At 33.5% G+C, this 24,953-nt stretch carries 26 protein-coding genes; 19 read left to right on the top strand and 7 right to left on the bottom strand.

Annotation, left to right across the window (positions count from 1 at the left end):
• Positions 1 to 798 precede the first annotated feature (798 nt).
• Positions 799 to 2,682 carry a S8 family serine peptidase gene (locus ACIQZD_RS02905; protein WP_402897977.1) on the top strand — a complete coding sequence of 628 codons (1,884 nt, stop codon included), beginning with the start codon at positions 799 to 801 and terminating at the stop codon, positions 2,680 to 2,682.
• A gap of 51 nt (positions 2,683 to 2,733) precedes the next feature.
• On the opposite strand, the gene ACIQZD_RS02900 is transcribed toward ACIQZD_RS02905, so the two are convergent.
• The 4 genes from ACIQZD_RS02900 to ACIQZD_RS02885 form a co-directional block, all read right to left on the bottom strand.
• Positions 2,734 to 3,138: a VOC family protein gene (locus ACIQZD_RS02900; protein ID WP_402897974.1), complete on the bottom strand. Its 405-nt coding sequence runs from the start codon at positions 3,136 to 3,138 to the stop codon at positions 2,734 to 2,736.
• Between the two features lie 31 nt (positions 3,139 to 3,169).
• On the bottom strand, positions 3,170 to 3,322 hold the full coding sequence (locus tag ACIQZD_RS02895) for a hypothetical protein (protein WP_402897971.1): 153 nt from the start codon (positions 3,320 to 3,322) through the stop codon (positions 3,170 to 3,172).
• Positions 3,312 to 3,503: a hypothetical protein gene (locus ACIQZD_RS02890; protein ID WP_048681418.1), complete on the bottom strand. Its 192-nt coding sequence runs from the start codon at positions 3,501 to 3,503 to the stop codon at positions 3,312 to 3,314. Before ACIQZD_RS02890 ends, ACIQZD_RS02895 begins: the two co-directional genes overlap by 11 nt.
• Before the next feature lie 201 nt (positions 3,504 to 3,704).
• Entirely contained in the window at positions 3,705 to 4,883 is a 1,179-nt protein-coding gene (locus tag ACIQZD_RS02885; RefSeq protein ID WP_402897968.1) for an MFS transporter, read from the bottom strand.
• Positions 4,884 to 5,325: 442 nt separating this feature from the next.
• Between ACIQZD_RS02885 and ACIQZD_RS02880 the strand changes: the two genes are divergently transcribed.
• Positions 5,326 to 5,559: a hypothetical protein gene (locus ACIQZD_RS02880; protein WP_402897965.1), complete on the top strand. Its 234-nt coding sequence runs from the start codon at positions 5,326 to 5,328 to the stop codon at positions 5,557 to 5,559.
• A gap of 220 nt (positions 5,560 to 5,779) precedes the next feature.
• On the opposite strand, the gene ACIQZD_RS02875 is transcribed toward ACIQZD_RS02880, so the two are convergent.
• Positions 5,780 to 5,968 carry a VOC family protein gene (locus ACIQZD_RS02875; RefSeq protein WP_402897962.1) on the bottom strand — a complete coding sequence of 63 codons (189 nt, stop codon included), beginning with the start codon at positions 5,966 to 5,968 and terminating at the stop codon, positions 5,780 to 5,782.
• Positions 5,969 to 6,094: 126 nt separating this feature from the next.
• The gene (locus ACIQZD_RS02870) at positions 6,095 to 6,286 is read right to left on the bottom strand and encodes a hypothetical protein (protein ID WP_402897959.1); all 192 of its coding nucleotides are present in this window, start codon (positions 6,284 to 6,286) and stop codon (positions 6,095 to 6,097) included.
• Between the two features lie 860 nt (positions 6,287 to 7,146).
• On the opposite strand from ACIQZD_RS02870, the gene ACIQZD_RS02865 reads away from it, so the two are divergent.
• Both ACIQZD_RS02865 and ACIQZD_RS02860 read left to right on the top strand, forming a co-directional pair.
• Positions 7,147 to 7,410: a hypothetical protein gene (locus ACIQZD_RS02865; protein WP_402897956.1), complete on the top strand. Its 264-nt coding sequence runs from the start codon at positions 7,147 to 7,149 to the stop codon at positions 7,408 to 7,410.
• Positions 7,400 to 8,047, top strand: a complete 648-nt coding sequence (locus tag ACIQZD_RS02860) for an SGNH/GDSL hydrolase family protein (RefSeq protein ID WP_402897953.1) — start codon at positions 7,400 to 7,402, stop codon at positions 8,045 to 8,047. The genes ACIQZD_RS02865 and ACIQZD_RS02860 overlap by 11 nt, the downstream gene beginning before the upstream one ends.
• A 20-nt stretch (positions 8,048 to 8,067) precedes the next feature.
• Here ACIQZD_RS02860 and ACIQZD_RS02855 read toward each other — a convergent pair whose 3' ends face one another.
• On the bottom strand, positions 8,068 to 8,370 hold the full coding sequence (locus ACIQZD_RS02855; RefSeq protein WP_402897950.1) for a helix-turn-helix domain-containing protein: 303 nt from the start codon (positions 8,368 to 8,370) through the stop codon (positions 8,068 to 8,070).
• 475 nt (positions 8,371 to 8,845) lie between these two features.
• Between ACIQZD_RS02855 and ACIQZD_RS02850 the strand changes: the two genes are divergently transcribed.
• The 15 genes from ACIQZD_RS02850 (at position 8,846) to ACIQZD_RS02780 (ending at position 24,891) form a co-directional block, all read left to right on the top strand.
• Positions 8,846 to 9,535 carry a YveK family protein gene (locus ACIQZD_RS02850; RefSeq protein ID WP_402897947.1) on the top strand — a complete coding sequence of 230 codons (690 nt, stop codon included), beginning with the start codon at positions 8,846 to 8,848 and terminating at the stop codon, positions 9,533 to 9,535.
• A gap of 36 nt (positions 9,536 to 9,571) precedes the next feature.
• A complete protein-coding gene (locus tag ACIQZD_RS02845; RefSeq protein WP_402897944.1) occupies positions 9,572 to 10,249 on the top strand; it encodes a CpsD/CapB family tyrosine-protein kinase in 678 nt (225 codons plus the stop codon).
• Positions 10,250 to 10,386: 137 nt separating this feature from the next.
• Positions 10,387 to 11,151, top strand: a complete 765-nt coding sequence (locus ACIQZD_RS02840) for a tyrosine-protein phosphatase (protein WP_402897941.1) — start codon at positions 10,387 to 10,389, stop codon at positions 11,149 to 11,151.
• Between the two features lie 112 nt (positions 11,152 to 11,263).
• A complete protein-coding gene (galU, locus tag ACIQZD_RS02835) occupies positions 11,264 to 12,157 on the top strand; it encodes a UTP--glucose-1-phosphate uridylyltransferase GalU (protein WP_402897938.1) in 894 nt (297 codons plus the stop codon).
• Positions 12,154 to 12,825 carry a sugar transferase gene (locus tag ACIQZD_RS02830; RefSeq protein WP_402897935.1) on the top strand — a complete coding sequence of 224 codons (672 nt, stop codon included), beginning with the start codon at positions 12,154 to 12,156 and terminating at the stop codon, positions 12,823 to 12,825. The genes galU and ACIQZD_RS02830 overlap by 4 nt, the downstream gene beginning before the upstream one ends.
• 242 nt (positions 12,826 to 13,067) lie before the next feature.
• Positions 13,068 to 14,033: a glycosyltransferase family 2 protein gene (locus ACIQZD_RS02825; RefSeq protein WP_402897932.1), complete on the top strand. Its 966-nt coding sequence runs from the start codon at positions 13,068 to 13,070 to the stop codon at positions 14,031 to 14,033.
• 230 nt (positions 14,034 to 14,263) lie between these two features.
• Positions 14,264 to 15,493, top strand: coding sequence for an oligosaccharide flippase family protein (locus tag ACIQZD_RS02820; protein WP_402897929.1), 1,230 nt, complete (start codon positions 14,264 to 14,266; stop codon positions 15,491 to 15,493).
• On the top strand, positions 15,483 to 16,685 hold the full coding sequence (locus ACIQZD_RS02815) for a polysaccharide pyruvyl transferase family protein (protein ID WP_402897926.1): 1,203 nt from the start codon (positions 15,483 to 15,485) through the stop codon (positions 16,683 to 16,685). Before ACIQZD_RS02820 ends, ACIQZD_RS02815 begins: the two co-directional genes overlap by 11 nt.
• A 113-nt stretch (positions 16,686 to 16,798) precedes the next feature.
• Positions 16,799 to 17,701 carry a glucose-1-phosphate thymidylyltransferase RfbA gene (rfbA, locus tag ACIQZD_RS02810; RefSeq protein WP_402897923.1) on the top strand — a complete coding sequence of 301 codons (903 nt, stop codon included), beginning with the start codon at positions 16,799 to 16,801 and terminating at the stop codon, positions 17,699 to 17,701.
• Positions 17,698 to 18,258 carry a dTDP-4-dehydrorhamnose 3,5-epimerase gene (rfbC, locus tag ACIQZD_RS02805; protein ID WP_402897920.1) on the top strand — a complete coding sequence of 187 codons (561 nt, stop codon included), beginning with the start codon at positions 17,698 to 17,700 and terminating at the stop codon, positions 18,256 to 18,258. The genes rfbA and rfbC overlap by 4 nt, the downstream gene beginning before the upstream one ends.
• Before the next feature lie 3 nt (positions 18,259 to 18,261).
• Positions 18,262 to 19,116, top strand: coding sequence for a dTDP-4-dehydrorhamnose reductase (gene rfbD, locus ACIQZD_RS02800; RefSeq protein WP_402897917.1), 855 nt, complete (start codon positions 18,262 to 18,264; stop codon positions 19,114 to 19,116).
• Between the two features lies 1 nt (position 19,117).
• On the top strand, positions 19,118 to 20,143 hold the full coding sequence (gene rfbB / locus ACIQZD_RS02795) for a dTDP-glucose 4,6-dehydratase (RefSeq protein WP_402897914.1): 1,026 nt from the start codon (positions 19,118 to 19,120) through the stop codon (positions 20,141 to 20,143).
• 67 nt (positions 20,144 to 20,210) lie between these two features.
• On the top strand, positions 20,211 to 21,083 hold the full coding sequence (locus tag ACIQZD_RS02790) for a glycosyltransferase family 2 protein (RefSeq protein ID WP_402897911.1): 873 nt from the start codon (positions 20,211 to 20,213) through the stop codon (positions 21,081 to 21,083).
• A 594-nt stretch (positions 21,084 to 21,677) separates the two neighbouring features.
• Positions 21,678 to 23,072: a hypothetical protein gene (locus ACIQZD_RS02785; protein ID WP_402897908.1), complete on the top strand. Its 1,395-nt coding sequence runs from the start codon at positions 21,678 to 21,680 to the stop codon at positions 23,070 to 23,072.
• Positions 23,073 to 23,538: 466 nt separating this feature from the next.
• A complete protein-coding gene (locus ACIQZD_RS02780) occupies positions 23,539 to 24,891 on the top strand; it encodes an O-antigen ligase family protein (RefSeq protein WP_402897905.1) in 1,353 nt (450 codons plus the stop codon).
• Positions 24,892 to 24,953 lie beyond the last annotated feature (62 nt).

The raw sequence follows: 24,953 nt of genomic DNA, 5'->3' as shown, positions 1-24,953 counted from the left end.
AATTTCTTCAATCCAATAAGGATTACAGGAAAAAAACATGAAGAATAATTTAGTCTTGTTTTAAAATCATAGTTTAGGATTAGACCAATCGGAACTCCCAGACTGACTGCAGATATATTCGAGGAAAAACGAGTTTGCCTGCAGTTTTTTTATTAAAAAAAGTACCAGTTGATTTCAGAAATCCGCTCCTTTTCCGCCGACTGCTTGCTAAGCCTCCTCGCCTAGCGGCTGCGGTGTCTCGGCTAGCCAGTAATTCGGCAGGAGTGTCGCAAATTTCTTCAATCCAATAAGGATTACAGGAAAAAAACATGAAGAATAATTTAGTCTTGTTTTAAAATCATAGTTTAGGATTAGACCAATCGGAACTTCCTTTATTAGACAAAAGGGCTTCTGTCTGAATTTTTCAAACGAAGTTGATTGGAACGGAAGGCACGAGACTCCTGCGGGAAAAGCGAGTCCAGGGGAGACCCCACAGGCGCAGAAATCGCCGAGGAGGCTCCCGGACCGCCCGCGGAAAGAGAGTGTCTGGAGTGGAAATCAAAGTGCAAATTTTACAGTAAAATTATTACCTACAGTCAACCGCTTTGTTTTAAGATTTAGGTAGACCCCATTTTGTCGTCAAACTAAAACCGCTTTATAGCGGTTTTTTTGTTGTGCAAATAAGTTAATTTAACTAGATAAAAAGGTTAGTAAATCCAAATCAGACGGTATACAATCTAGTTAGGAATAATAGTAGAATTGGTTCATGATATAACCTCACCGTTAGCTATTCTTAATCATATTTTTTGGAGTGATTGTATGCACAAACTTATTCAGGCCATATTGCCGGTATTATTACTGTTTATGATTCTGCCAATCTACCAGCCAGATTCTGCTTCTGCAGAAGAAACGCCGCAATCTGATGGTGTCATCGTCAAGTATAAAGAGGAAAACGATGAGCCGATCAACGAGTTGATAGAAAAGGTGGAGGTTCCTAAAGGGGAAACAACCGACAACCTGATCGAGGAACTTGAAGAGCAGAAGAATGTGGAATATGCAGAACCAAACTATCTTTTCAAGAAGATGGAAAGTCCGAACGATCCAGCCTACATAGACCAGTGGCATCATAAAAAGCTTGGTACGAATGCAGCGTGGACAAAATCAATGGGATCAAATGAATTGATCGTGGCCATCATTGACGACGGTATCGATCGCAACCACGAAGATTTAAAAGGGAGAATCGTAAATGCCTATGATACGATACGCAATCGGAAGCATATCGTACCAAAAGGGGCGCATGGAACGCATATCGCAGGCATCATTGCCGGTTCTGCGAACAACGGCATAGGCGGAACGGGTGTTGCCCCGAACGTTAAACTAATGCCGATCAATGTCTTTGATGGGGAGTATGCCGATACTGCCGATATCATTGAGGCGATACATTATGCCGTTCAGCAAAAGGCAAACATCATCAATATGAGTTTAGGAGACACCAGTTATTCGGAGGCCTTGAATAAGGCTGTCCAGGAAGCCTATAAAAAAGGCGTACTGATCGTCGCTGCTGCCGGGAATGAAGGGGATATGGGGAAAAGTGTACAGCGTGTGTACCCAGCCGCATTCAGCCACGTCATTTCCGTTGCTGCCACTGACTCAAGTGACAAGCGTCCCAGTTATTCAAACTACCATTCAACAGTCGATATTGCAGCCCCTGGAGATGATATCCTTTCAACCTTGCCATATGGTAAATACGGCTGGATGAGCGGAACATCGATGGCCACACCGATGGTGGCGGGTGTAGCGGCACTGATTTGGTCCAATGAGCCTAAACTCAATACAAGGGAAGTTGAATACCGCCTTTATGATTCAGCCGTGGACCTAGGTGTAAAAGGGAAAGACATCTACTATGGAAACGGGCGGGTCAATGCCAAAAAAGCACTGGAAATGAAGACGCTGACCAAACCGGCCGTGACCGCAATCTCAGATAAGGACACCAAGATCAATGGGAAAATCCCGACTGATTTTAAAACGGGGACCGTCTCCATTTATACCGATAAAGAACAACTCGCCACAGTGAAGATCAACGGCGAAAAAACGTTTACAGCGACTATCGCAAAACAAACAGCCGGAACGATCATCTCTACAAGGCTCATCGATAAAGCGGGAAATAAAAGTGTACCCGTTTCGTTTAAAGTGGCAGATAAAACGGCTCCTGCAAGACCGTCGGTGAATACGGTAGGTGACAATACCGTCAAAGTTACCGGCAAAGCGGAAGCACGCTCTTCCGTCACTGTCAAAACTGGCAGTACGGTTCTAGGCAAAGCAAATTCAAGCAGTGCAGGGAATTTCACCGTAACGATGTCAAAAAAACAAAAAGCCGGAAAAGTCCTATCCGTTACAGCAACCGATAAAGCAGGAAATATCAGCTCGGTCAAAACCGTGACCGTCGCAGACAAAACTGCACCAAGTAAACCGACGGTCAACACTGTAACTACAAAAACGACCATAGTAACCGGCAAAGCAGAAGCCAACTCCACAGTGTACATCAAAGCATCAGGAAAAGTGATCGGCTCTGCCACAGCAACAACTAAAGGCACATTCTCGGTTAAAATCCCCAAGCAAAAAGCCGGGAAGAACCTATATACCTATGCCAAAGACAAAGCGAAAAACGTAAGCGAATCAAGAAAAGTAACGGTTAAAAAGTGATAGAATTACAAGGACAGCCCCCAATACTCAATTTTGGGGGCTGTTCTTGTCTCAATCTTTATTACCATACATCAATTCCGTGCTTCGGCTGTAAAGCTCAATGATATTGCCGAAAGGATCTTCACAATATATTAAATAATAGAACTTGTTCTCCCATGTATTCCAAAAATTGCTTCGCCTTTTTCCTCCAGAAGCAGCAATATCATCAGCCAGCTTTTCGATATCATCCGATACTAAGCAAATATGAAAAAAGCCCTCATAACCGCGACTCTCACCTTTAGGCATTCTCGGTTCCTCAAACTTAAAAAGCTCAATCCCCACTCCATTATCCGCCATCATATGAGCATTTCGCATCTTTTTAACTTCATCACCAAAAAGATCATTCGTCATATAATGTTCATTTTCCTCGCTTGCATCAAACGAATAGGGACCCGCCAATAACCTGAACCCCAACACTTTCTAATACCACTTAATCGCCGCATCCAAATCAGGTACAGCCAATCCAACATGAGTAATTGCTGTCATATGTATCCCCCCTGATCATTACAAACGGTACCGTTTTTGGACAAAAAAAAGAAGCAATAGCCAATACTGCTTCTTTGATTACATATATCGACTCATGAAATTCATTAAATCTCACCCTCTTCAAGCCTCCTATTATACTCAACTTTACTTATTAACCCTTTTGCATTACAGGTAAGACAATCTGTATAAATATCGTAGGCACCTGTACCTGCACAAACATGGCATTTAACATGAGTTTCCGGTATATCCTTATGCATGAATGAAAAAACTTTTCCAATATACTGTAGAATAATCATTCCCAAAACTCCTTTTTTTTCTATCATACAACGAAAAAGAGAGAAGGAAACTGGAAATACAATAACATTACTTAAAACAAATAAAACCATAACATAGTTTACATGGGGTTAAAAAAAGTGCTGTAACAAATGCGATAAACTGTTAAATACTTCTGTTTTCAGAAAAAAAGAACATCCATAAAGATGTCCTTTAATGTGTAATTACTTCATTTTTCTTAAAATCCATAGGTAAGCCACTATTGAAATCCCCACAGAGACTGCTGCCATTATGTAAATGCTTATATACCCGAAAAGATAGCCGATTTGCCCGAAGAAGATGGCACCGAAACCGATTCCAAGATCAAAGAAGGAATAGAAAGTGGCATTGGCCATGCCTTTTCGATTTCGGGCAGCATGTTCAAGAGACCACGCTTGAAGAGCTGGTTGGACAGCACCGAATCCAATGCCATAAAAAATAGCTGCCATATACAGAATCATGTTACTTGGCATCCAGGCTAGCAACAGCATCGCCGCTACGATAAAAAGAGTAGATGGAATGAAGACAGCTTGATGTCCTTTTTGATCATAGATTTTTCCAGCGAACATACGTGTGAAAATAAGAGCTAAAGCGTAAAGAAAAAAGTATCCTTGAATACCTGTCAGACCTTTTTCGATTGTATAAAGCGGTAAGAAGGTAGCAGTCCCGCCAAAAGTTACCGTAATGAAAAAAACAAGAACGGACGGGGCGACAGCGCTTTTTTCATAAATGTCAAACCTATTAGTTTTAGCTGGGGCAGGAGCATGATCCACTTTTTTATACGTAATGGTTGAAGCCATGATCCAAGCTGCAAGAATTAATAATCCGCAAAATAAAAACAAATGTTGAAAGGTTAAAACATCCGCTAAGAAAAGCCCGAATGAAGGACCAAAAGCCATCGCCAAATTACCCGATAAAGTGAAGTATCCCATTCCCTCACCCCGACGCTTTGCCGGGATAAGATCGGAGGCAATCGTACCTGATGCCGTGGTCGCATATCCCCAGCCAATCCCTTGTACAATCCTTATAGCGCATAGAAGGAAAATACTCATCATAAATCCAAACGAACCAATCGATACAGCCAAAAGGGCTAGACCGAACAAGAAAACAAAACGCCTGCCTTTTGTTTCCAAGGCCTGTCCAGCAAAAGGTCGGACAATCAGGGCAGAAAATAAAAACATCCCAGCAACTAACCCAATATACCGTTCATTGCCGCCAAGCTCCTTTACAAAAAGCGGAAGGGTAGGGGAAGTCATCTGAAAGGATAAAAAAACAAAAAAGTTAGCCAAGAAAATCATAATAAAATCACGCGTCCAGATTTTATTAACAACCGGAAGTTCTTCTTTTAACAAAGGTACACCCATAACAGCCATTCTCCTTAATTGATAGTAATTATCATTCTCATTTTACTAAAGTTATGGAGAACAATCTATAAAAATTAAGTGGTCATCTTAAATCTAAGTAATATTGACTAATAGTTAGCCCGTTTTTAGAAACAAAAATTCGGTATGGAGGTCGCTTTATATCCAGGAAACACAACACACAGGGTCTTATAGCGGATTTACCATTAAATTATGTTCCTGCCTATACAGAAACTTTCTGTAGAGTGGAATTAACTTTGAGTGAAACAACTGTGCAGTTCCAATGGAAATCAGTCAATCAACAAGGGAATTATGGAAAAACTGTCGGATATTTGGGGGAGTTGTTAAGAAATCGTGTCATTATTATGAAATTTTAATTAAAGACCTTTTATTTACCATTTATAAGGTATATTATTTGGGAAATGAGAGATTAAAGGAGTTAATTATGGGTAGATTTACAGAGACTGTAATGGAGAGAGTAGAAGATTCTCTACATAGTAGTAGAAAGAAACCTATGGTTGTTAAACTAAATTCCGAACAACTTGATGATTTTATACAAAAATTCCCTGATGACGGAGAATTTTTTGGTTTAAGTTATCACATTCATGATGATAAGACGGTCACTTTTAACTATAATTCAGATGGTAGACTTCTAGAAGTATTGAATTTGGTTAAATGATTGATACTTTGGTGTATCCAGCAGAAATGCTGGATTTTTTGAATTTAAATAATCTTAATTAGATCTAGTACGTCGAATGATATAGAAGATAAAACAGCCTCTGTGAAACCGACATTAAATGGAGGCGGTACAAAACGACAAAAGTAAATGGCAAAGCGGAATAATCGCGGCTTTTATTCCAGAAACTCAAAAAGCTCAATCCCCACTCCATTATCCGCCATCATATGAGCTTACGCATCTTTTTAACTTCATCACCAAGAAGATCATTCGTCATATTAGGTTCATTCTCCTCACTCGCATCAAACGAATAGGGACCTGCCAATAACCTGAATCCCAACATCTGCTCATACCACTTAATCGCCGCATCCAAATCAGGTACAGCTAATCCAATATGAGTAATTGCTGTCATATGTACCCCCCCTGATCATTAAAATACCCGTTTAAGGTGAGGGACAAACGGTACCGTTTTTGGACAAAAAAAGAAGCAATAGCCAATACTGCTTCTTTGATTACATATATCGACTCATGAAATTCATTAAATCTCACCCTCTTCAAGCCTCCTATTATACTCAACTTTACTTATTAATCCTTTTGCATTACAGGTAAGACAATCTGTATAAATATCGTAGGCACCTGTACCTGCACAAACATGGCATTTAACATGAGTTTCCGGTATATCCTTATGCATGAATGAAAAAACATTTCCAATATACTGCAGAATAATCATTCCCAAAACTCCTTTTTTTTTTATCATACAACGAAAAAGAGAAAAGGAAACTGGAAATACAATAACAATACTTAAAACAAATAAAACCATAACATAGTTTACATGGGGTTAAAAAATTGCAGGGATTCTTGTCTAGTATTAGGATAGTACATTATAGCTTTTCATACTCGCAGAGAAAGCAAAATAAATAGAGCCCTAGGGCTCTAAAATAAACTATTAATGATTAATTTTATCCACCCAATAAAAGAAATCCATAACGGTATGCTCAAAGATGTACCAAACAAAAGTCCTTTAACGAAATTCCCTTCATTTTCACCTACCATATTGAACACACCTCTCGGCTTGGTTTTCTTGTGATAATTATAAATGAAAACGCTTTCTTTGTATATGAGTCATTTGAAGCAATTACTTTTCAATCTAATCCTTAAGGGTAAGAAGAAAGTTTAATTCTTAAGGATTTCTCATGAAAACAATATAATCATAAATAATCTTACCTGATTCTGATGTAATGCTGGACTTTATAGCTTATTTCGAAGTGCGACCAACTGTACCATCTCAACATCTGCTCATACCACTTAATCCAGTATCCAAATCAGGTAGAGCTATCCAATGTGAGTAATTGCACCCAGATAATAAAATACCCCTTTAAAGGCGAAGACGGTATTACAACAATATCGAGAGTTGTCGGAGTTAATTGGAAAAATATTCTTTATTGCTGAAAATCTGATAGTTATAATTAATGAGAGAAAAATAATTGAAAAAAGTGAAGTAGAGTTTATGTAACAGTACTCAAATAAGATTTTACTCTATTTTATATGACTTCCATATCAGTCATTAATGCTCAAATATGGGAGGTAAAGATGAGGAAATATGGATTAATCATTATCGCTGGAATTTGCTTAGCAGTACTGGTTTTTGGCCATCTGCATTGGAAAAACATAAGCCAGGCAGCAGGGGTAGAGGCTAGGGAAGCTGCAGCAAAAGTAAAAGAAAAGGAAAAAGAAGAAAGGGAAGCTTTGATAGAAAGTTTAAAACCAGAAAATAATAAGCAGCAGCCGTTAATAGATTACCTGCATTATAAGTCGCTTACGCAAGAAAGGGTTATTGTTTCCCTTGGGAAGTAACGGTACCTCAGGAACCGGGGCAAGTAAGACTTCCAATAGTTGGGCTGGACGCTTAGAGAAGATTCTGCGAGCAGATCGTGATGATTTAGAAACACTAAGTTTCATTAATCATGGACATGAGGGGTATTCAACAGAGGATTTGATAAAAGGAAAGAATATTGAAGCGGTCATACAAGATGATCCCGATCTGATTATTTTTGAAAATTCGCTGATAAATAATCATTATCAATCATTAAGCTTGGAACAGACGGAAAAAGATTTGGAAAGCATCATGGCAAAGTTACAGAAAGAGCTGCCAAATGCAAAAATTCTAATACTTTCACCAAACCCAATCGCAAATGATAAAACGGAGAATAGTTTAGGGTTGAATTATTTAGAATATATTAAAGCTTCCGAGCAGGTCATCAAAACAAATAAATGGTCTTATTTGAATAGCAAAGAAGAGATAGAAAAGAAACTAAGTAAAAAGAATCTGAGATTGGCTGATATCCTGACTAATGATAACATCCATCCCAATGACCAAGGGCATTACATATGGTTCGAAGTTTTGCAGGAATATTTTTGTAAAAGGGGAAAAAATGGAAATAACCACTTTTTCCTCTTTTTTTGGCTTCTTCAAAAGAAAACGTTATCATAGTTTCTCAATCCTTAAAGACATTACTTTCTATCTAGAATGAATTTGCGTATTTCCTCTTTCGATATTCCTGATCCCATAACATCTTGCATTATTTCAAGCCACTCTTCATCCATGACCTTGTCTGCTTGTTCATTCAACAACAGAGCATCCACTTTAATACAAAGGATTCTAGCGATTTTTTCCAAAACTAAAATAGTAGGGTTTGTTTGAAGGTTTCTTTCTAGTGAGCTTATATAGGATTTGGCAACGCCGGATTTTGCGGAGAGTTCACTTATTGACATTTTCCTTTCTTCCCTAAGCGACTTAACTCGGTAACCTATCATATAGACCACACCTAACCATTAATATGAAAATAAAATATACTAATTTGAACTATCACTTAAGTTTACACATTTTCCTTTCATTTTTAATGATAACTAGGCACTAAAATACTTGTCATTATTATATGTATAAATGGATTTTTCTGTTTTGGTAGGCATTTAGATAGGTTATTTCAAGAAAACACTGTGAATATGATAAATCTTATAAGAAAAATTGGGATTTGGTGTATACTTAGATTTATTAAAATTTAAGTCACAAATATTCTGGAAAATGGGTTATATATATGATTAATGCAATATTTGAAAAATTAGAAACTATTCCCTCTGTATTGCTGTTTTCTTTTTTGTAAAATTACTTTTGCATTTGAAAAGTATTCTTTCATTGTAATTTTCATGTAAATTTCCTTGAAAATACATAATAATAGGTAATATTATGGTATAATGCAATAGGTCATTTTTAATATATCAGGAGGATGAAATGGAAGAAACTATTAGTATTAAAGATATTTTTAAAACATTAAAGAAACGTTGGAAGCTAATCATGCTGCTGACATTAATTGCCGCTTTGATTAGTGGCACGATTTCTTATTTCTTATTAACACCCGTTTACCAATCTTCAACACAGATTCTCGTTAATCAGAAACAATCGGAGAACCAATTGGATTCGATTCAAATACGCTCTAATATCGATATGATCAATACATACAGTGTGATCGTAAAAAGCCCTGCCATTTTGGAGAAGGTCATTGATGAGCTTGAACTAGAGCAAAGCGTTGATCAACTTAGTGAAAAAATCACAATTAACAGCCAAGAAAATTCACAAGTCTTCTCATTAACGGTTCAGGATAGTAATCCGTCAAAGGCAGTAGAAATAGCAAACACGGTTTCTGAAACTTTCCAAAAGGAAATCAAGAATATCATGAACGTCGACAATGTAAGCGTACTAGCTAAGGCAGAAATTAAGGAGAATCCTACACCTGTAAAACCTAATCCACTATTGAATATCGCAATTGCGGTAGTAGTTGGATTGATGGCTGGAATAGGTCTGGCATTCCTACTAGAGTATATGGATAATACAATCAAGGACGAGGATGATATTGAGAGACTCCTAGAATTACCTATACTTGGATCGATTCAAAAGATTACACAAGTACATAATAAAGGATAATTCGGATAAGAAGCAGCATGAAAGGAAGCGGGATTTTTGAGAGGTAAAGATAAAAAACAGGTGAATTTGATTGCACAGACTAATCCTAAGTCACCTATCACTGAACAATATCGATTGATTAGAACGAATATACAATTTTCCTCAGTGGATAAAGACATCCAAACCATTGTGGTAACTTCAGCGGAGCCTAATGATGGGAAATCGACCACAGCTGCAAACCTTGCTATCGTTTTGGCACAGGAGGATAAAAAAGTTGTGCTTGTGGATGCAGACTTAAGGAAACCTTCGGTTCATTATGCTTTTAGTCTTAGTAATATAGAGGGACTTACGAGTGTGCTAACGAAGAAAATGAGTATAGAAAAAGCACTCGTGAAAACGAATGTGCCTAATCTGGAAATTTTGACGAGTGGACCAATACCGCCTAACCCTTCGGAATTATTAAATTCGAAAGCGATAGAAGCAACAATTAATGAATTAAAAGAAATGTATGATTATATCATTTTTGATACACCGCCCGTTCTGGTAGTGCCGGATTCCCAGATTGTAGCTAATAAATGTGATGGTGTGATCATGGTAGTATCGAGCGGAAAGACAAACAAACAAAGCGCAATAAAAGCAAAAGAGCTTTTAGTGAAAGCTAATACATCCCTGCTTGGAGTCGTTTTAAATGGCGTTGAAACGGATAACAGCAATTATTATTACTATCAATCTTAATGAAATAAAACAATTTTCGACAAAATAACACCCTGTTTGATGGCGTTTTTATATGCTATATTAAACAGGGTAATAATTCCTATTTTTAAGGGTTGGGCCTTTTTCCCTATTCGCTTTATAAAGGAAGTGTATGAAATTTGATCGACATACATTGTCACATTCTTCCAGGGGTTGATGATGGATCTGCGGACATGATGGAAAGCATGAATATGGCAAGAAAAGCGGTAGAAGCAGGAATTACCCACATTTTTGCCACGCCACATCACTTAAATGAGAAATATGTAAATATTAAAAGTGACATCATTGACCGTGCAGTTAGGTTAAATGAGAGTTTTCAACTAGAAAATATTCCACTTACCATTCATCTCGGGCAAGAAGTAAGAATACACCGTGACTTATTTTCTTCACTTGAAAAGGAAGAAATTCTAACACTGGACGATAACGGTACGTATTTACTGTTAGAGCTTCCATCGGGAAGGGTTCCTACATACACACAAGAAGTAATATATGAGCTGCTGCTGAAAGGAATAACACCAATTATCGTACATCCGGAGAGAAATAAGGAATTAATAGGGAATCATAAACTATTATTTGAATTGGTACAGGAGGGCGCGTTAACTCAAATTACCTCTGGCAGTATCATCGGGAACTTCGGTAAAAGTATTCAATCATTTTCAAAAAAGATAATCGAACATAATCTGGCCCATTTTATTGCAACAGATGCACATAATATAGGCTCTAGAGGGTTCACGTTACAACTAGCCTATGAAACAATTACAAAAGTATATGGGATAGAACGTACATTTTATTTCAAAGAAAACGCTGAACAGCTTATAAAGGATCAAAGTCCTTCAGTTGAAAAGCCTGTACCGTTTAAAAAGAAAATATTAGGAATCTTTTAGAATGATAGATATTTAGGAAACGCTTTCATCATTATAATATAATTTTTGCCCATGTAAAACTATATATCGTTTTTTTTTTTTGAATAAAAGAGCTAGAAAGGGCTGATATCTAATGAAAAAAATACGTAAAGCGATTATACCAGCAGCAGGGTTAGGAACAAGATTTTTACCAGCTACTAAAGCTATGCCAAAGGAAATGCTTCCTATAGTAGATAAACCGACAATTCAATATATTATTGAAGAGGCTGTAGCATCTGGAATCGAGGATATTATTATTGTAACCGGAAAAGGTAAGCGGGCAATTGAAGATCATTTCGATAACGCGTTTGAGCTGGAAAATAATTTAATGGAAAAAAATAAATTCGAATTACTAGAAAAGGTTCAAGCTCCTTCCAAAGTGGACATTCATTACATAAGACAAAAGGAACCAAAAGGTTTAGGCCACGCAGTTTGGTGTGCAAGGAAATTCATTGGAAATGAACCATTCGCTGTTTTATTAGGTGATGATATCGTCCAAGCGGAAACACCATGCTTAAAACAATTAATAAATGAGTATGATAAAACCTTATCTTCAGTCATTGGTGTACAAACAGTTCCAAAGGAAGAAACCTATCGTTACGGAATTGTTGATCCAAGTAACCAAAATGGGCGACGCTATGAAGTAAATAACTTTGTCGAAAAGCCAGAAAAAGGAACAGCCCCATCCAACTTGGCAATCATGGGTCGATACATTTTTACACCTGAAATATTTATGTTCTTGGAAAAACAAGAACTAGGAGCAGGCGGAGAGATTCAGCTGACAGATGCCATCCAAAAATTGAACGAAATACAACGAGTTTTTGCTTATGATTTTGAAGGGAAACGATACGATGTCGGGGAGAAATTAGGATTTATTCAAACGACGATTGAATTTGCTCTTCAAAATGAGGATCTAAAAGATGAGCTAGTAAAATATTTGAGTGGCATTTTAATTTTAGAAAAATCTTCTTCGGAGGTAATTAAATGAAATCACAGGTAAATAGCGAACTAGTTGAAGTGAAAATTCAAAGTAGCAATAATCAGCTTTATACGTTTAGTAAAAGGTTTTTAGATATTATTGGAGCTTTAGTAGGAATTGTTATTACACTTCCTGTTATTTTAATCTTTTTTTTATTATACAAAATAGGTGATAATAAAGGACCACTGTTTTTTAAGCAAAAAAGAATTGGGAAAAATGGTAAAATTTTTTATATATATAAGTTTAGGTCAATGGTAATTGATGCTGAGAGAAAGCTTAGAGAAAACAAGAAGTTATATCAAAAATATGTTAATAATAATTTTAAATTAGAACAAGATGAAGATCCTAGAATAACTAAGTTTGGTCGGTTTATAAGAAAAACAAGTTTAGATGAGTTACCTCAATTTATTAATGTCTTGAAAGGCGAGATGAGCTTAGTGGGACCACGACCTATAGTGCAAGAGGAGTTAGGCGAGTATAAGAATAATAAAGATGTATTTCTTTCAGTAAAACCAGGCATTACAGGGTATTGGCAAGCAAGTGGAAGAAGTGAAGTAGGGTATCCTGAACGTGTAGATATTGAATTGTATTATGTGTACAATAAGAGTTTCATCTTAGATATATATATTCTTATTAAAACTATAATACAAGTTATTTTTAGAAAAGGAGCATATTAACAAGAGTATAAAAAGTTTAATCAAATCGGTAAACAATAAGGTAAACTGAATTTTGGGGTTGAAATATGGTTGGCGATAATAGAAACAAATTATTGAGTAATTATTAGTAGAAATTCTTTCATTAGAATATCACTTGTTTTCCATCTAACTGGAAATGATTTATAGACAAAACATTAAAAGAATATAATAAGATACTATTTTTAGTACACTAAAAAGTAAGGATAGTTGAAAAGGAGAGAAAAATGGTTACTGATAATAATATCAGAATAGACATTTTATTAGCCACATATAATGGACAAGATTACATTGATGAACAAATTAAATCTTTATTCTTACAAACATATGATAATTGGAGATTAATAATTAGGGATGATGGTTCTACTGATAGCACAATTAATATAATTAATGAATATGTTAAAGAATATCCTGAAAAAATAAGTGTTATTAGAGATCAAGATAGGAATTTAGGACCCGCTCGGAATTTTTCACGATTACTAAATAATTCATTAGCAGACTATATAATGTTTTGTGATCAAGATGATTTCTGGAAACCGAAAAAAATAGAGATGTCATTAGAAAAAATGGGATACCTAGAAAAAAAATATTCGAAAAAGGTACCTATACTTGTTCACACAGATTTAGAAGTAGTTGATGGTAATTTAAATCAATTATCAGAATCAATGTTTAAGTATCAACAATTAAACTCGGAGAATAAAAAGCTTAATCAACTTTTAACTCAAAATAATGTAACTGGGTGCACTTTAATGATAAATAAATCTTTAGCAAATATATGCAAACCTATGCCTGAGGATATTATCATGCATGATTGGTGGTTAGCTCTGAATGCTTCGGCTTTTGGGGAAATTGGTTTTGTAAATTACTCAACCATAAAGTATCGTCAGCATGGAAAAAATGAAGTTGGTGCAAAAGGATATTCAGTAAGTTACTTTGCAAATAAGTTAAAAGATTTAAATAAAGTATGTAAAAGTGTAACAAAAGGTATAAATCAAGCAGAAATCTTTTATAAACTAAATAAAGATAATCTGTCAAATGATCAATTGCATCTCTTAGAAAAATTTATTGAATTACCTCAAAAAAACCGTTTGAGAAGACTTGTTTCTGTTTATAAAAATAAAATTACTAAACAAGGGATAATTAGAAATTTGGGATTCTATTTTATATTAATTGTATTGAAAAGAACAATATAAAAAGTGAAGATTGTCCCACCTAATTATTGAATACAATTATTTTAGAAGTATATTCGATAATATATATTTGATGTTAGCCTTTTAAAATTACAACTTTTTCAACGTGTTTCTTTGCATATGAAAAATTAAATATGCTAATAATTCTTTCAAAATCTAAACTTACAAAAAGGGATAGTGATGATTTATTTTAAAGGAAAGAATAAAAGCATGATTTTAAGAAAGTGGTAGAAATGAAAAAAAATTTTATTTGGATGAGTATAAATTTAATATCTAAATTATTAGCAAATTTATTTGTATTTATGATTATTGCAAGAGCATTATCAATAAACGATTTTGGTAAATTAATGTATTTTTATACTATCTCGATAATAGTTAATATTTTTGTTGATTATGGTTTCAACTTATATACTGTAAAAGAAATGGCGAAAAATAAGCAAAATTGGCAAAAAGTTTTTACTGAATCTTTAAATGCAAAGATATTTTTAACAATAATTTGTACAATATTATTTATTCCCCTATTTTTAATATATAAAGAGGATATATTAATTTTATTCTTCTTTTTCGGAACTGGGATATTTACATCTTATATTAATTATATATTGTTACCATTTAGAATATTAGATAAATATAAATTTGAAACCAACTTCTCAATTTTATCTAATGTTTTATTATTTATTATAGTTTTAATTTTATCATTGGTTTCTCATAATGTGATATTTGTTTCATTCTCTTTCTTTTTTTCTCGAATATTGGTTTTAATTTTATTAATAATCGTGATAAAAAAAGAAATAAACTTATCATTTGCTATAAAGATAAATTTTGCTATTTCGTATAAAGTTTTAAAAAGAAATATATCATATGGGATACATTTAATTGTAGGAACTTTGTATTTTCAAGTAGATACTATTATCCTTAATTATTTTTCAGATTTCATTAATGTGGCAAACTATCAATCTGCATTTAGAATTATAATGGCAGGGCTAATTTTTACAGATGTTCTCTCAAATATTTTATTACCTAAAATAGCAACAATTCAAAGTTATGAAATATTAATTGCTTATGTGAAAAAATTCAAAAACCTCTTAATGGTTTTTGGATTATTAATAGGGTTAGTTCTATTTCTCAGTAGTGAAATGATTATTAAAATAATATATGGTGATGGTTTTGAGGATTCAGTACTTATTATGAAGGTTTTATGTCTAATGCTGTTGTTCAGATACTTAATTACGATTGATGGCATGATATTAACTGTATTAGATAAACAAAAAGTAAGATCTACCATCGCTATTATTGGATTACTATTAAATATAATTTTTTCAGTTATTTTTGTAAATGGATATGGTGCTATAGGAGCTGCATTTGCAAGTGTTTTAACATCTTTTATATTGTTAATAATATATAAAATACAAACAAAAGCATTATTAGGAACCAGACGGGAAGGTTTATTTTATGAATATTAATTTGGTTGGAGCATTCGATAGAAACAATTATGGAGATTTACTTTTTCCAATAATTACTCAAAGTATATTGGAGAAAATTGCGAAAGAAAATAAATCAAATAATAATTTTGAATTTAATTATATAGGAGTTAAAGAATCAGATATGCGTGAGTACGGTGGGAGCGTTACTAAGCCGTTATCATATTTAAATGGGCAGGAAAATTCCATAACAATATTAGTAGGTGGCGAGATTTTAGGAACTAATTTTATGGGAATGGATTTATGCTTTGATAATAATCCGTTGTATGTTTTTGGTATGAAGGCTTTTAATAAAGTTGGAGGGGGGGGAATAATTAATAAATATTTAAAAGTAAAATATAATACCAAACAAAATCATCCATGGATTCCTACTATAGATTTTATGTTGAAAAATAAAGTAATATTTAACTCTGTTGGAGGTAGTAAATTAAATTTTAATAATAGAAACTTAATAAACTCTATAAATAGTTCTTTGGAATATTCTAATTATTTTTCTGTGAGAGATGAAAAAACGTATCGTTTACTGGAGACTATTAATCCAAAAACTAAAGATAAAGTTGTTATTAGTCCCGATTCAGCAGTGATTATGTCAGATATTTTCCCTAAAGAAAAACTTGAAAAATTAACTACCAGTGAATCACAAAATTATATTGATAAAAATAGGGATTATATTGTTTTTCAAGTTAGTCAAAAAATAGCTAGAGGTAGAGAGAGAGAGATAGCTAAACAACTAGATTTACTTGGAACTCTATTAAAGGTAGGAATTGTATTGTTACCAATTGGAAGAGCACCTGAACATGATGACCATAAAGCGCTAATTGAAATTTCGGAAAATATGACGTCTTCAAACTTCTTACCACGACATAATACTATATATGACACTATGTCATTAATTGGTAACTCAAAGTTATATATAGGTACGAGTCTTCATGGGGCTATTACTGCAATATCTTATAATTTACCTCATGTTGCTTTTACCAATCAAGTTACAAAATTAAATGAATTTCTTAAAACTTGGGAAACTACCAAAATTTACAGTACAGATACTAATTCTTTAATAAAAGATGCTGAAAGGTTAATTTCACAGCCTTATGATATTTCTAAAATAAATGAAAAAATGAAAATGCAAGTCAAAAATAATTTTAATAACATTTATGAGTATATTTGTTCTTAAGTTATGAACTAAATAACTTTTTTAAAAAAATGTTTTGTTTTTTACTAATTATTTATTAAAAAGAAAATAAATAGACCTTACTAGGTTTTAATAAAAAGATGGAGGAATCACCAATGAAAGGCATAATATTAGCAGGTGGTAGCGGTACAAGACTTTACCCAATAACGAAATCAATTTCAAAACAGTTAATACCTATTTACGATAAGCCAATGATCTACTATCCACTATCAGTTTTGATGTTAGCGGGTATTAAAGATATCTTAATTATTTCTACACCTGAAGATACATCACGTTTTGAGCAATTACTTGGGGATGGGAATAATATAGGAATTAATTTAAGTTATGCTATCCAGCCTTCTCCTGATGGCTTAGCTCAGGCCTTCATAATTGGCGAAGATTTTATTGGTGGGGATTCTGTTGCTCTTATTTTAGGTGACAATATATTTTTTGGTCATGGCTTTACTAATACATTAGAGAGCGCTGCTAGTCGCCCTGAAGGTGCAACTGTGTTTGGGTATAATGTGAAAGATCCAGAACGATTTGGTGTAGTCGAGTTTGATGATAAAGGAAAGGCGATCTCAATAGAAGAAAAGCCACTCCTGCCAAAGTCAACCTATGCTGTAACTGGTCTTTATTTCTATGATAACAATGTTGTTGAGATTGCCAAATCGATTAAACCTTCTGCCCGGGGTGAATTAGAAATTACATCAGTAAATGAAGAATATTTACGTCGTGGTAAATTACAAGTTGAACTGTTGGGCCGTGGTTTTGCATGGCTAGATACTGGGACACATGAATCATTATTAGAGGCGTCAACATTCATTGAAACAGTGGAAAAACGTCAAAGTTTAAAAGTAGCTTGTTTAGAAGAGATTGCTTATCGTAAGGGATATATTAATAAAGAGCAATTAATAAAATTGGCTGAACCACTTAGCAAAAATGAGTATGGACAATATTTATTACGTTTGGTAAATCAAGTTGGGCTAGTAGAAACAACAGTAGGTGGTAATGTATGAACATTATTAAAACAAAATTTGATGGTGTAGTTGTAATTGAGCCAAAAGTGTTTGGTGATCATAGAGGCTGGTTCATGGAGACATATTCAAGTGAAATTTTAACATCAGCAGGTGTTGATTATTATTTTATTCAGGATAATCATTCCTTTTCAGCAACAAAAGGTACTTTACGTGGATTGCATTATCAATTAAATTCTAAAGCCCAAACAAAGCTTGTGAGATGTACAAGAGGTTCAATCTTTGATGTGGCTGTTGATATTCGAAAAGAAAGTCCTACTTATGGTGAATGGTTTGGAATTGAGTTAAGTGCGGAGAATAAAAAACAATTACTAATTCCTAAAGGATTTGCTCATGGGTTTATGACTTTGACAGACAATGTTGAAGTTCAGTATAAGGTAGACGAACTTTATTCACCTGAGCATGATCGAGGGATTATTTGGAGTGACCCTGAAATCGGGATTGAATGGCCGATGGATATTAAACCTGTGTTATCTGCTAAAGATGAAAATGCTCCATTACTAAAGGATGCTGAAAATAATTTTGTGAGTGGAGAATAAGCCATGAAAGTTTTAGTAACTGGTTATAGTGGTCAGCTTGGCTATGATGTGGTCAAGGAAGGTAATTATAGAGGGCTAGAGATGTATGGTACCAGTTCTCGTGATTTAGATATCACTAATAAAGATTGCGTATCTAAATATGTTAAAGAATTAAAACCAGAAGCAATTATTCACTGTGCTGCTTACACAGCTGTTGATAAAGCGGAAGATGATAAAGAAAAATGTTATGATGTGAATGTAAATGGCACCAAGTTCTTGGCAGAAGCCGCAAAAGAGACAGGGGCTAAATTTGTATATATTAGCACCGATTATGTGTTGGATGGGCAGGGAGATAAACCATTTAAAGAAACTGATCCTCCGAATCCTATTGGTTATTATGGATTAACCAAATTAGAAGGAGAGAAAATTGTACAATCTCTATTGGAAAAATATTTTATTGTACGAATTTCTTGGGTTTTTGGTGCTAATGGAAATAATTTTATCAAAACAATGCTTAGATTATCTGACTCGCGGGATGAATTAAATGTAGTAGGTGATCAATTTGGTTCTCCTACCTATACTTATGATTTGTCTCGTCTGATATTGGATATGATTCAAACAAAACGTTTTGGAATCTATCATGCTTCAAATGATGGTTTTTGTAGCTGGGCAGAATTTGCTCGAGAAATCTTTAGATACGCAAATAAAAGAGTAAAGGTAAACTCGATTACTTCTGAAGAATATCCAACTAGGGCAGTGCGGCCAAAAAATTCAAGAATGTCAAAACAAAAGTTAACAGACTACGGATTTGAAACTTTACCTAAATGGGAAGACGCTTTAGATCGTTATATAACAGAATTAAAACAAGAGGTGGACTGACATGAGAAAACAAAAAATACTTGTAACGGGCGGAGCAGGTTTCATTGGTGGGAATTTTGTTCAATTTATGGTGAATAAGTATCCTGATTATGATATTTACAACTTAGATTTATTGACTTATGCAGGGGATTTAACGAAGCATCGGGAGATAGAAAATAAACCAAACTATCATTTCGTAAAAGCAGACATTGCGGATCGAAAGTCAATCATGTCTTTGTTTGAGCGAGAGAAATTTGATTATGTAGTTCATTTTGCAGCTGAAAGCCATGTGGATCGATCGATAACGAATCCGGAGATTTTTGTATTGACGAATGTACTAGGCACACAAGTATTATTAGATGCCGCAAAGGAAAATAAGATTACTAAATTTGTTCATGTATCGACAGATGAAGTATACGGGGAATTAGATTTTAACCCTACAACTTTCTTTACAGAGGAAACTCCCCTTCAACCGAATAGCCCTTATAGTGCTAGTAAGGCATCTTCTGATTTATTGGTACGGGCTTATTACGAAACATTCCAATTGCCGGTTAATATTACTCGCTGCTCGAATAACTATGGTCCATATCATTTTCCAGAAAAATTAATACCATTGACTATCTCCAGAGTAGTCAATGACCAAAAGGTGCCTGTTTACGGTGATGGAAAAAACATAAGAGACTGGTTGCATGTTATTGATCATTGTGCTGCAATTGATCTAGTCCTACATAAGGGTGAAAACGGTGAAGTATATAATGTGGGCGGGCATAACGAACGAACGAACTTAGAAGTGGTTAAAGCTATTATTAATACTCTTGGTAAATCAAAAGAATTAATTGAATTCGTAGAGGATCGCCTTGGTCATGATAAGCGATATGCAATCGATCCTACTAAATTGGAAAAATTGGGGTGGAAACCTTCCTACAATTTTGAGACAGGTATTGCTCAAACCATTCAATGGTATCTTGATAATAAAGACTGGTGGGAGCAAATCATTAGCGGTGAGTATAAAACATATTTTGAATATCAGTACAGTTATATTAAATAGATATGTATTCGATTTAAAAGAGTTTATCTCTTAAAGAAAGCTAGTATTTAATTTAAAAGGAGATAAAATGAAAAAGGTATCAATTATTCTACCAGTTTATAACGGTGAAGAGTATTTAAATAATCTTATACCAAAGATCAGAAATCAACAATTAGATATGGAAATAGAAATTATAGCTGCAGTTAGTAAATCTAAAGATAATAGTTTATTAGTTGCTGATAATTTATGTGATATTACGTATTCTGTTGGAAATTTTAATCATGCAAAAACAAGACACGAAGCAGTGTTAAAATCTTCAGGTGAATATTTGGTATTTATAACTCAGGATATAACGCCCTTTAATGAATATTGGTTGCATAATCTAATTACACCGCTTTTAGAGGGTAAAGAAATTGTAGCTACTTATTCTAGACAAATTGCTTATAATGAATCCAGTTATACGGAAGAATTAGTAAGGAAGTTTAATTATCCTAATTATGATAGAGTTTGTAATAAGAATACAAAAGTAAAATGGGGAAGAAAAAATATCTTTTATTCAGATGCTTCTTCTGCAACAACTAGAGCTGTTTTTTTGAATTTGGGTGGTTATGACTTTGAAATAGAAACAAATGAGGATGTTATTTTTGCATTAAATGTTATAGAAAGTGGAAAGAGTATTCTATACAATTCAAATAGTAAAATTTACCATAGTCATGATTTTCGTATTCGTGAGGTTTTTGAAAGGTATAAATTGATAGGAAGTTTTGAGCAAAAGTATAAGGATCAATTAAAAGATTATTCTTCATTAGGAGAAGGTAAAAAGTTGCTTTTTTATCTAACAACAGCTTTAATTAAGAAATTTAAAATAAAAGAGTTGTTTTTGCTTGGTATCGATATGCCCACTAGGTATATAGGTTATAAAATCGGCTATAAAAAAGCTATTCAAAGGAACTATAAATAAAACATGACATTGGAAAATTAATACCAGACTGACTTAATCATTGATTTGAGTATTCTAGTAATGTGGTTATATTGAGTATTTATCGACCAACAATCGATGGGCTTGGGTAACGTCCTTTTTGATTGAGGATGTCCAAGGTAACTTTGTTAAATTCAAAATGGAACGATAATTAGCAGGTTAGTGTTGTAAATCGAAGACAAGATGCTCAAGCTCAGCTCATTAAAAGGTATATATAATAAGTTCGGGTGGAAAGCATAAAATTAAAAGTTCTTGGAAATTGCACAACATGAATTTTAGTTATAAAAGGCATCCGTTACTAGAATGGTTGCCTTTTTGATTTTAATTCCTTATATTTGAACCATCGTATCTATGTTAAAAGCCTGTGAGTTAAATAATCAGCTAATCATGTCATTACGAAGCATATCTTTTCATGTATAGTGCCATTTCTTTACAAGAATTAAGTGAACAAACTTAATCGTATGGAATCTGTTCATATATATATGACAGAACCATAGATTTGTGTTCTATTAAATGGAGTATAAAAAAATAAATCTTATTATGGAGGGATAGTCTTTGAAACGCAGGAGTTTCTTGATGACTACAATTATAGGTATACTGGCTTTTTTATTTGGTTATACAGTCAAAAAAGAAGGAGAAACGGTAGTATTAGAAAAAGTAAATCAGAGTAGGAATAGAGAGAGTGAAGTTGAGTCTGTTAAGCAGGATGTGGAAAAATTATGGAAAAGGGATGTCTTTAGCAAAAATACTTATGGAACTTTTGAAACAGCAACTGTTTTAGCTGCTATAGCGAATGAAGACAAACCAAGACCACAAGTGTTAGGTCTAACGTCTACTAAGCAAGCATCTCAATATAAAGAAAGGGATTCTGTAGCTTTTTACTGTTCAAATAGAAGTGTTTCGCCAACAGTATTTGTTAATTCAGGAATTATAACCTATAATCAAAAATATGTAAAAGTTAAAGGTGTTGTAATAAATAACATTGAGAAAATTATTCCGGGAATGCTCATAGATACACACCACACTCCAAATAGTTGGACTTCAATTGTTGAAAGTGTAGATGTTAATACACAAACTATATATGTAAAAGATGGTTGGTATAAAGTAAAGTCAGAGGGAAGTTCGCATCCAACAGTTCCAACAAGTGGAATTGGATTTGAAGTGAATCGTATTTCTAAAATTTGGGGTGTTAACAACAATGTGTTTTTACATGAAGGGGACACAACAGAGAAAGCAGTAGCTGAAGAGATTGGGTTATTTAAGTATATAAATGAAGGATCCATAGGTGGTATTGACCTTGTTAATTTCCAAAAGAAAGCTACTTATGGTATTCAAGTCCGTAAGTCAGGATTAACTGAAAATGCCGAGGGATTTGGTCATTGTTTTGTAGCTAAAGATTCAGAAGCTGCTTTTGTGTTTCACTCTTTAATTTCAAATAATTATGCTTTACTTTCATTTCTAAATGGAAATTCTACAAATGATGGTTTTATGATAAAAGCGGATGGGGAGTTAAATAAATTAAAATTACTTGTATCTACTTTTGAAAATAATCAAACAAAATATAGTGCTAGCGATCAAAAAATATTTTTATTGAAAAAATCATTACCTGAGACATTCACTATACAGAGTCCCGAAGGTAAAGCTGGTGAATTCATTTTTATACTAAATGTTGGAACTGAAATTATTACTTTAAAAAGTGAAGGAGGTAAAAACTTTGTTTATGGAGATGTAACAAAAAACTCCATGCAATTACCAAATAAAACATCTGTAATATTTGTAAGTGACGGATTAAGCTGGTTTGCAGTAGCTGGTAACTATAATCAAGTAAATATAACGAAAAAAGGTTTTCCTACTATAAATGCTACTCATATAGGTCAGACATATGTAGATTCCACAAATCGTGTAGCCTATATAGCAGTTCAAACTGGAAATGGCTCAAGTGATTGGGAACTAATTACTGCAAAATCATAATTTATTAATAAATGGAAGGGACGGTAAAAAAATCACTGGTAGTGGAAAATGTCAAAATAAAATTAAGCCTTTTTATAACAACGGAGATACATTCTGAATCGAAGAGGGTAAAGTCTGTTTCTGTTACGAATAAAGTACAACCTTTAATTTAAAATTATTAATAATACATTTATTGGACCCAAACTAAATTAAAGAGTCCAATTTATTTTTATTTTATTGGATCAATTTATTGGGGATGGGAATATATTTCCATTAAAAATACATGCCCCCTCTTAATAATGTGGTTACCAATAAAATTTTAGCGGAATAAGAGGGGGCATGTGAAATTGTGGGCATTAATACGATATCAATGGGTTCTTTTAAAATTTGAAAAAATTATTACGTTATTAAATATTAATATTAGGTTGATTAATCTCACTTTAAAAATGATAATTGGAAAGTACATCAGCAAAGAATGGAGAATGAAATGAGCCAAAAAAGTTTAATTAGTGTAATAACCTTTATAGTTATAGTTGCAATAAGTGTTTTTGCATACTTTGATTTACTAATAATTCTTCCATTTTTACTTATAGCCCCTATTTTCTTATTCTTATTATTAAAAAATGATTCTTTCTTAGTTGCGTCCTTTATTTACGTTTTTGTAATTGATTCAGGAAATGGTCTTTCGCCTGTACCGCTAAGAGAACTTCTATTCTTAATTTTACTTATTAAGTTGGTAATTAACTTTATAAAATATGAATTTAGAGATAATAAGGCTTATCTTTTTTTATTAATTTCAGTTTTGATTCCTACAACAAGTGTTATGATTTCAACATTTCGCGGCAATCTGCTCACTCATGCGATTGATGATGCTCAGGGTTACATATTTTTACTTTCAGGACTAGCATTATATAGTATTATTTATTTCAACCCTAATCTGAAGAAAGTCGTTCTCAAGCATTTTATTTTTGCTTCATCTATTATCGCGGTAGTTACAATCTGTTTATACATTTTAGATATAACAGGAATCTTTACATTAAATGAAAGTAGACAATTTTTGAGCTCAAATAACTTAGGATTCGCTGGAATAGAAGTAAATGGAAATGTGAGGATTTTCTTTAGAAGCCATATTTACGTAATGGTTTCATTATTGATCGTGTTTTCTTTAATTTTATATAGTAACACTAAAAAAATATTATTAGTTACGATAGGTTTAATTTTGGGCGCATCTATCTTAATCTCAAATACACGTGGCCTATGGTTAGGTACTACCTTTGGACTGGTATTTATTGCTCTATATGGTTCTTTAACATTCAAAAAAGTGGTTTTCTATTATGTCGCTATCATTGGACTAGTGAGTTCACTCTTTATTGCAAATGAGTTTTGGGAATCGGCAATTTATAGAATTAGTACAATTTTTAACTTTTCAACTGACCAGTCAAATCAGATACGAGGTCAACAAGCCACAGAACTTCTAAATGAATTTTATAATTACCCTATAATTGGTAAAGGTTTTGGTGCTTCTTTAAATAGTGGTTTTTACAGAATTGCTGATATTCCTTACACTTTTGAATTATCGTATTTTGAGCTTCTTTACAAATTGGGTCTTTTAGGATTTATAATTTTTGCAATATCAATAATTTCTATCTTTTTTGTCATTCGTTCTCAAAAAGAAAATAAACCAATGAAAATAGCGTTAACCGCTAGCTTTTTAGCCTTTTTATTGTTGAGTGGCACTAACCCCTACATTGTATCAAGCTTAGGAATGTTTTTATTATCTGTAATTTATGCTTTATCTCGGGAGACATACCATAATAATTATGAAAGTAGACCTAGCTAATCCAGAGTTTTTCAGTGTCTCTTTCTAATAACCTGTTATTCTCTATACTAGGCTAAAAAACT

Origin of the sequence: Peribacillus sp. NPDC096447, from assembly GCF_044762725.1 — a bacterium.
GTDB lineage: Bacteria > Bacillota > Bacilli > Bacillales > DSM-1321 > Peribacillus.
This window is presented reverse-complemented; position numbering and strand designations above follow the sequence as displayed.